Annotated in this window: 9 protein-coding genes and 1 tRNA gene; 3 read left to right on the top strand and 7 right to left on the bottom strand. The window is 66.0% G+C overall.

Annotation, left to right across the window (positions count from 1 at the left end; all coding sequences use genetic code 11):
• Positions 1 to 211: hypothetical protein (locus ARC63_RS05200; protein WP_139042386.1), on the bottom strand; the 211-nt coding region annotated here is incomplete at its 3' end.
• A gap of 38 nt (positions 212 to 249) precedes the next feature.
• On the bottom strand, positions 250 to 1,020 hold the full coding sequence (locus ARC63_RS05195) for a hypothetical protein (protein WP_057502706.1): 771 nt from the start codon (positions 1,018 to 1,020) through the stop codon (positions 250 to 252).
• Here ARC63_RS05195 and ARC63_RS23405 point away from each other — a divergent pair.
• Positions 1,010 to 1,162 (top strand): hypothetical protein, encoded by a 153-nt coding sequence (locus ARC63_RS23405; protein ID WP_158003722.1) that lies wholly within the window; start codon positions 1,010 to 1,012, stop codon positions 1,160 to 1,162. The two genes, ARC63_RS05195 and ARC63_RS23405, sit on opposite strands and share 11 nt — an antisense overlap.
• A gap of 3 nt (positions 1,163 to 1,165) precedes the next feature.
• Here the strand turns inward: ARC63_RS23405 and ARC63_RS05190 are convergent.
• The 5 genes from ARC63_RS05190 to ARC63_RS05180 form a co-directional block, all read right to left on the bottom strand.
• Positions 1,166 to 1,241, bottom strand: a tRNA-Thr gene (locus ARC63_RS05190).
• A gap of 13 nt (positions 1,242 to 1,254) precedes the next feature.
• The gene (locus ARC63_RS23770; RefSeq protein ID WP_267067163.1) at positions 1,255 to 1,389 is read right to left on the bottom strand and encodes a hypothetical protein; all 135 of its coding nucleotides are present in this window, start codon (positions 1,387 to 1,389) and stop codon (positions 1,255 to 1,257) included.
• Positions 1,389 to 1,595, bottom strand: a complete 207-nt coding sequence (locus ARC63_RS23125; protein WP_139042385.1) for a hypothetical protein — start codon at positions 1,593 to 1,595, stop codon at positions 1,389 to 1,391. Before ARC63_RS23125 ends, ARC63_RS23770 begins: the two co-directional genes overlap by 1 nt.
• 12 nt (positions 1,596 to 1,607) lie before the next feature.
• Positions 1,608 to 2,612: a 2-hydroxyacid dehydrogenase gene (locus ARC63_RS05185; RefSeq protein ID WP_057502705.1), complete on the bottom strand. Its 1,005-nt coding sequence runs from the start codon at positions 2,610 to 2,612 to the stop codon at positions 1,608 to 1,610.
• A gap of 97 nt (positions 2,613 to 2,709) precedes the next feature.
• Entirely contained in the window at positions 2,710 to 5,580 is a 2,871-nt protein-coding gene (locus ARC63_RS05180; protein ID WP_057502704.1) for an autotransporter family protein, read from the bottom strand.
• A 254-nt stretch (positions 5,581 to 5,834) separates the two neighbouring features.
• Between ARC63_RS05180 and ARC63_RS05175 the strand changes: the two genes are divergently transcribed.
• Together ARC63_RS05175 and ARC63_RS05170 are read left to right on the top strand one after the other, a co-directional pair.
• Positions 5,835 to 6,344: an RNA polymerase sigma factor gene (locus ARC63_RS05175; RefSeq protein ID WP_082587815.1), complete on the top strand. Its 510-nt coding sequence runs from the start codon at positions 5,835 to 5,837 to the stop codon at positions 6,342 to 6,344.
• Positions 6,341 to 7,309, top strand: a complete 969-nt coding sequence (locus ARC63_RS05170; RefSeq protein ID WP_057502702.1) for a FecR family protein — start codon at positions 6,341 to 6,343, stop codon at positions 7,307 to 7,309. Before ARC63_RS05175 ends, ARC63_RS05170 begins: the two co-directional genes overlap by 4 nt.
• Positions 7,310 to 7,312: the final 3 nt, after the last annotated feature.

Raw genomic sequence — 7,312 nt, 5'->3', positions numbered from 1 at the left:
TCCATGTGTCCGTCCGCGCCGCCTGCCGCTTGCCGGCCTCCAGCTCCTGGCGCTGCGTTCTCTCAACGGCCAGGTCAGTGTCGAGCACGCGCACCAGCTTCCCCCATGGCACGCCCCACCCGCCCGCGAACGTGTCGTCCGCGTGCCCGTAGCGGTCGGCATAGCGACGGATCAGCGCCGCTTCGGTCTTTGCTTTTGAATCAAACGACATGTTGGAGAGGCACCGGTGTCAAAGGGGACTGTGGCAGCTTAGAAGCGGAACGGCCTGCGAGTGATTGGGTTCGCCGCGGGCGGCAGGCCTTCGTCCAAACCTTGAGCACGGGCTTGGTTCCGGACCTCGCTCCACGCCGCCTGAAACGCGGACTGTGCCGCCTCCATTGCGTCATCGAATGGCTCGCGCGCCGCGACGCTGGTCCAAGGCTCCAGCAGCGCCTCGGCCAGGGGGGCCTCCCAGATTTCGCCCTCTGCCAGGGCCCTGTCGCGCTCTTCGATGGGCAGCAGTTGCACATGGCCCACCAAACGCCCGTCCTGCCGCACCCAGGGCTGAAGCTCAGCGAAGCAGTCGGCGGGCGTTGCGGTCAGCGCAGGGCGCTGCTGAGGCTGCCCCAGCACGGCCAACACCTCGCCCCAAAACTCCGTTGCATCGAAGGTGGCCAAGGCAAAGGCCAGGGACGTCATGTCGGCCAGTGCCATGTGCTTGGCCCGGTCAGGAACCCGCCCACCCTTGCGCGGCACAATGGGGTTGGCACGGGTGACTGTGTGCCGGGCTGGGTGGGCCTTGGGGGTGGCCTGTCCTGCAACGTCAGTGTCTGTGAGCCCGTCGAGCGCCTCGGCGAGCGCAGTCACCGGCACCAGCCAACTGCCGCCCAACTTGCGCAAGCCGGGAACGATGACGCCGGCCGCCAGTTGCTCGCGGGTCTGCTCGTAGCTGCCGGCCCCCGTTCGGTTGAGCACCCGCGCCACGTCCTCGACCGACAAGAGCGGCTTGTCGGGGAACATGGCGCGCAGGATGGGCAGCATTCCGGTCATGGGCTGGGGAAAAAGTGGGGAAAAACTATCCCTGGAAATCCCTGTTTTTCCCGGGGTGAACCAGGAGGGCAAGAAAAAGGGGCTGGTCGGAAATCCGGCCAACCCCTTGATTTTACTGCTTTTTCGAGCTTAAAACTGGTGCCGGAAACAGGAGTCGAACCTGCGACCTACGCATTACGAATGCGCCGCTCTACCAACTGAGCTATTCCGGCTTAGCAGGCAATTCTAGAGGGTGCCGGTCAGCAGGTCAATTGAAGCCGCCGCCGCGAGGTTGACCCACTTCATGGTGGCTCGGAACGTCGTTTTACTCATAGGTACAGGAATCGTCGGCGCCCCCTTGGCCGCCTTGATGGTACGCATCACATCCCAACCTGTCGCGTTGCGTCACAGCACGACCGCTCGACGCCATCGCATTCGTTCCGGACGCCGTTGAAGCCATCATTGAAGCCGGCATCGCCGTCCGCCACCAGCACCAGCACCAGCGCACCCAGCGCCACCTCCGGCTGCACTTCGCGTTCGTGTGGATCCGGAGATGTGGTGCGCGACAGAACAGGCGTCGCAGTCACGATGTCGCCGGCTCAGCCAGTCCCCACCGCATTGGCGCACACCCGCCCAGCCGCGAAATCCTGCAGGTTCCCCAGCGTGATCGCCGAGATCTCCTGCAGCGCCTCCACGGTGAAGAAGCCCTGGTGGCCGGTCACCATCACATTGGGGAAGGTCATCAGGCGCTGGAAGGCCTCGTCGTCGATGATCTCGCCGGAGAGGTCCTGGAAGAACAGCGCGCTTTCCTGCTCGTACACGTCGATGGCCAGATGACCCAGCCGGCGCGCCTTCAGCGCGCGGATCACCGCATGGGTATCCACCAACCCGCCGCGCGAGGTGTTGACCAGCATCGCGCCCGGCTTCATCCGCGCCAGCGACGCATCATTGATCAGGTGGTGGGTCTCAGGCGTCAGCGGGCAATGCAGCGACACGATGTCGGCGCGTGCCAGCAGTTCATCCAGTCCGACCCTATCGCCGATTCCGCCGAACGCAGCCGACGGATACGGGTCGTGCCCCAGCACGATGCAGCCCATGCCCTTGAAGATGCGCGCAGTGGCCAGGCCGATCTTGCCGGTACCGATGATGCCCACGGTGCGGCCATGCAGGGTGCGCCCGAGCAGGCCATCGAGCATGAAGTTGCCTTCGCGCACCCGGTTGTAGGCGCGATGGGTCTGCCGGTTGAGGGTCATCACCAGCGCCAGCGCATGCTCGGCCACCGCCTCCGGCGAATAGGCCGGTACGCGTGCGACGAACAGATCCAGCGCTTTTGCAACCGCCAGATCCACGTTGTTGAAACCTGCGCAGCGCAGCAGCACGGCCCGCACCCCCACCGCATGCAGGGCGTGCAGTACCGGCCCATCCAGGCGGTCGTTGACGAACACGCATACGGCTGCGCAATCCTGCGCCAGCGCCGCCGTGTGCACGTCCAGCGCCACATCGAAGTACACGAACGCAAAGCCGCCCCGAGACGCATCGCGCTGGTTCGCCTCATCAAGGAAGCGGCGGTCGTAGGGACGGGCACTGAAGACGGCGATCTGCATGGATGGGCCTGGGTGGAATGCCATACCGACCATACCGCAGCAGCGACCGCGTTGGGATGGCACCGGCGATGCCGTCATCGCCGGTGCCGGGTGCCACTTAGAACCTGTAGCCCAGGCCCAGCATCACGCCGTTCTGGATCTGCCCGTCGCGGCGCTCGCCCACGTAATCGGCCATGATCGACAGCCGCTCGCTGGCACGGCTGGTCACACCCAGGTTCCAGGCCAGCACCTGCTCGCCCACCGCCTGGCTGCTGGCGCCGAACATCAGATCCGGAGCTGCGGCGAAGCCGGTGCTGTAGCGGGCCTGCGAATCGCCCAGCTCCTTCTGCCAGACCACCCGGGCGCGCGGGGTGATGCGCTCACCGTTGTTGCCTTCGAAGGTCTTGAACAGCTGCAGGCCCGCACCCACGCGGATGCTCTCCAGGCTGCCACTGCGGCCAACCAGCGCACCGGCGCCCTGCCCTTCGTTGAAGCGGGTGGCCGACGTGCGCGCGTAGTCCACCACCGGCAGCAACGGCTGGATCACCAGGCCCTTGCCGTTGGTGAACGAGAACGCATGTTCAACACGTGCGGAGATCGCATCGTTGCTGTACTTCGCGCGCAGGGGCTGCTGCAGGCCATCGATACCGCCGATGCTGCGACGGGTGTCATGCCGCAGATCGGTGTAGCGCACGGCCGCCGACAGATAGCCGCGCGCGTACGTCGCATCGAGGTAACCGCCCACGTCCAGCGCGCGCACATCACCGGTGAAACCTGAGCCATCGCTGGCCTTGGTCGACATGTCCGCCGCGGCCACGCTGACGCCCAGGGTCACGCGGTCATCGGCCACGCGGGTGTCGGCACCGACCACGACGCCGCCGATGTTGTGGCTCAGGCCGGCCACGCCGCCGCCGGCATCGATGCGGCCATGGCTGGCGAAACCACGTGCCCAGATGCCATGGCTGCGTCCGGCGTCACCGCTACCCGCAACGCTGCCCGGCGCCGGTTCGACCAAGTGCATCGCCAGCTGGTTGAACAGGCTGCCATGGCGCATGCCCGGCTGGGAGGAGACCGACTGCGCCACCTGCGAGGCCAGGCCATCGGCATCGCCGCCGCTGCGCATGGCCGACTGGTGCTGCTGCACGACGTTGCCGATGCTGCCCACCAGTGCGGTGTCTGCCAGGCGCAGGCTGGCGTGCGCATCACCGCGCAGGGCACCGGCCTGTTGTGCGATCACATCGCGGTCGGCGAACTGCAGTGCGCCCAGCAGCGATCTCAGCCCCTTGTCCTGGCGATCGGAGGCCGTCGCCAGCGCACGGCCCAGGCCGTCGCCGGACGTACCGTTGGCGAACAGGCCCAGCTGGTCAAAGCCGGGGTTGGCGGTCAGCCACAGGCCATCGGCCGTCTGCTTCACGTTGAAGCTCAACAGCGAATTGTGGCGGGGACGGAACACATCACCGCTGATGCTGGCACTGTAGCCGGTGTCACCCAGGCGCACGGCCTCTTCGAAGCCACCCTGGTAGATCGGGCCCTTAACCAGATCACGACGGAAATCCTGGCCGTAGTAGCCCTGCGCCACGTTCAGTTCGAGGAAGGCCCCCTTGGAGATCACCAGTGCCCCCTCGGTCTGCTCGTCATCGAAGAAGGTACCCACGCGCAGGCGGCCTGCAGCGGTGCCGCCATTCTCTGTAACGTCGAACAGCACCTTGCCGCCCGGCATGATGTTGACGTAGCCATGGGTGACCAGGTCGCCACCGCGCGGCATCAGCGTGCCGAACACGCGCAGGCGGTTGAAACCGTCTTCGCGGTACGACGGGCCGGTGCCGTCCAGCAATGCAGCGCGGTCCATCGCAGTACCCGCCACGTCGCCATGGCCGACCAGCATGCCTGCGCCGAGCACGCGCACTTCCGATGCGCGCAGGGCACCGCCTTCCAGCGCGATGGTGCCATTGTCGACCAGCATGAAATCCGCACCCGTCGTCGCGGACGTGCGCCAGGTGGCGCCGTTGGTCACCCGGATCACGCCCATGGCGTTGTCCAGCGTGGAGACATCCAGATCAGCCAGCCGCAGCTTGGACAGCAACAGGTCCTGGATGTCCGGGTCACTGAGGTAACCCTGCACCGACAGCGCACCGATGCCCTGCGGACCCTTGCTGGATGCGTTGTAGATGCTCTGCGCGAGATTGATGTAGGTGGATCGCCAGTCGGTATTCCAGCGCGCGAAATCATCATCGACGAACGCCTGCAACTGGCGTCCGGTACGCAGGTAGCCTGGGTTGATGTCGCCGGTCACGTTGGCGGTGACATTCAAGGTGTCGCCCGGATCGCGGTACCCGTTCGCGGTGATGATCCTGTTGCTGTAGATGTCCTGGCCGGGGAACGACTCCAGCTTGCTGCCACTGCCATCGGGGTCGAAGGTGACCGAGGAACCGGTGCTGCGTGCCGGATCGCGGAACACCAGCAGGCCGTTCGGCTTCACCACTTCGTACATGGCCTTGTGCAGCAGCCCGGCATCCATGCCACCACCGTAGTTGCCGGTATAGATCTGGGTCATGCGCGGTGACGGCGTGTAGATCACCTTGCCGCCGCTGCTGGCCGCGTGGATCTGCACCGAGTCGATGAGCGGCAGATCGCCGGCCAGATAGCGTTCGACGCCACCGGACTGCATGATCGAGCAGGACGAGATGCAATTGCCGGACACGATGGTGTTCAGTCCGGAGGTGCGGATGATGCCCTGCAGCCACTCGCCGGCGATCAACGCACCGCCATTGGACGTGCGCAGCACCACCTCACGGACCGGCCGGCCTTCGGCCTGCGCCTTGGCCAGCAGTGCCGGCAGGGACACCACGTCGGCGTAGGTCACATCGCCACTCAGGAAGATGCGATCGCCCTGCACGTGATAATTCATTGCCATGACGTCATCCACCACGGATATGGCGGCAACGCCCATCAGCCCGGCCAGGGCCAGGCTCAACTTCGAATACTTCATGTGTTCTCTCTCCACCCGCAACACGCGGGTAGAACGATCAACGCCACAGCGGGGTGATCTCCCCCAGTGGAACGGATCCTGAAAAATGAATACATTCACAATGAGAATCCGATCGATGCACACTCTTCCCCATCCGGTCATCGTCGCGTAAAACTCGATGACGCATTCGCCACCGACAGTCGAGGCCAGCCCTGTCCACCCCGTCTCCCCTGATACATCGCGCGCCGGAGCTACCCGCACCTGCGGATGCCTTCATCGCGTTCGTACGCGAAGAGCGCGCACCGCTGTGCGCGTTCCTGCGCACGCGGGGGGTCGGGCCTGAGGATGCGGAGGATATCGCGCAGGACTGCATGGAGCGGCTGATCCGCTACCGCGCACAGGGCCCGGACGAACTGCGCCTGCTGCTGTATCGTATCGCCCGCAACCGCCTGGCAGACCGCGGCCGCTCGCCGCAGTTGCGGCCGCATCTGCCGCTGGCCGAACACGATGGCAGCGACGAACCGTCCAGTTCCTCGCCCGATCCATTGCGCCAGGCCGAGTCAGGGCAGATGCTGTCCCTGCTGCGGCAGGCCCTGTTCAAGCTGCCCGAACGCGCACGCGAGGTCTATCTGCTCAACCGCATCACCGGCATGAGCTACACGCAGATCGCGCGGCATTGTGGAATTACTGCCAAGACCGTGGAAAAACATATCGCCCGGGCCCTGCAGGGCCTGCGTCAGGAGTTGGGATCGGATCCGCTGCACAACGACAGGGACGGCCAATGAGTGGCACCCCGCACAGGGATGATGCACAGCTGTTTGAACGCGCCAGCGCCTGGGTAGCCCGCCCGGAAGCCCCGGACTGCACGTCGGTCGAACGCGAGGCGTTCGAGGACTGGCTGGCCGAAGATCCGGCCCACGTCAAAGCCTGGGTGCAGGCCGAAGCCCTGTTCCAGCAGGGTGCGGCGCTTGCGGCTGACCCTTGGCTGCGCACCGCCGCGGCACGGGCGGCGCGTCCGCCGCGCCGGCGCTGGCTGCCGGGCGTGGCCGCTGCCGCCGGTGTCTGCATGGCGATCGGCATCGGCTGGATGGTTGCCGTCGACGGCAACCCGACGCCGCAGGTCTACGCCAATGATTCGCACCAGCCACAGCAGCAGACGCTGGCCGATGGCAGCGTCGCCATGCTGGATGCCGGCACCACCCTCCGCGCACGCTTCGGCTGGCGCCATCGTGATCTGGTGCTGGAGCGGGGCCGGCTGCAACTGCAGGTCGCACCGTCGAACAAGGCGCTGAAACTGCACGCCGGCGACAGTACGATCCGTGACATCGGCACGACCTTCCAGGTGGAACGCCTGCGCGACGGCCTGGTCGAGGTCGCGCTGCTGGAAGGTGCCGTGGAAGTCAGCAACGGCGCAGCGCAGCACACGCTGGCGCCTGGCCAACAGCTGCAGGTACTGCCCTCCGGCCGCATCCAGCCGGGCCCTGCCCTCTCGTCCAACGCAGCCGCTGAAGGCTGGCTGCGGGGGCAACTGGTGTTCGATGCCACGCCCCTGTCGATCGTGGTCGAGCGCATGAACCGTTATGGCCGCACGCCGCTGGTGATCGTCGATCCGGAGATCACCGACCTGGCTGTAAGCGGCACCTTCCGCGCCGGTGATGCACAGGAGCTGCTGTCGGCGCTGGAACTGGGTTGGTCCGTGGCTGGCCAGACGCGTCCGGATGGCGCGCTGGAACTGCGCCGCACCTACTGAGGA

This window comes from Stenotrophomonas geniculata ATCC 19374 = JCM 13324 (assembly GCF_001431625.1).
Taxonomy (GTDB): domain Bacteria; phylum Pseudomonadota; class Gammaproteobacteria; order Xanthomonadales; family Xanthomonadaceae; genus Stenotrophomonas; species Stenotrophomonas geniculata.
This window is presented reverse-complemented; position numbering and strand designations above follow the sequence as displayed.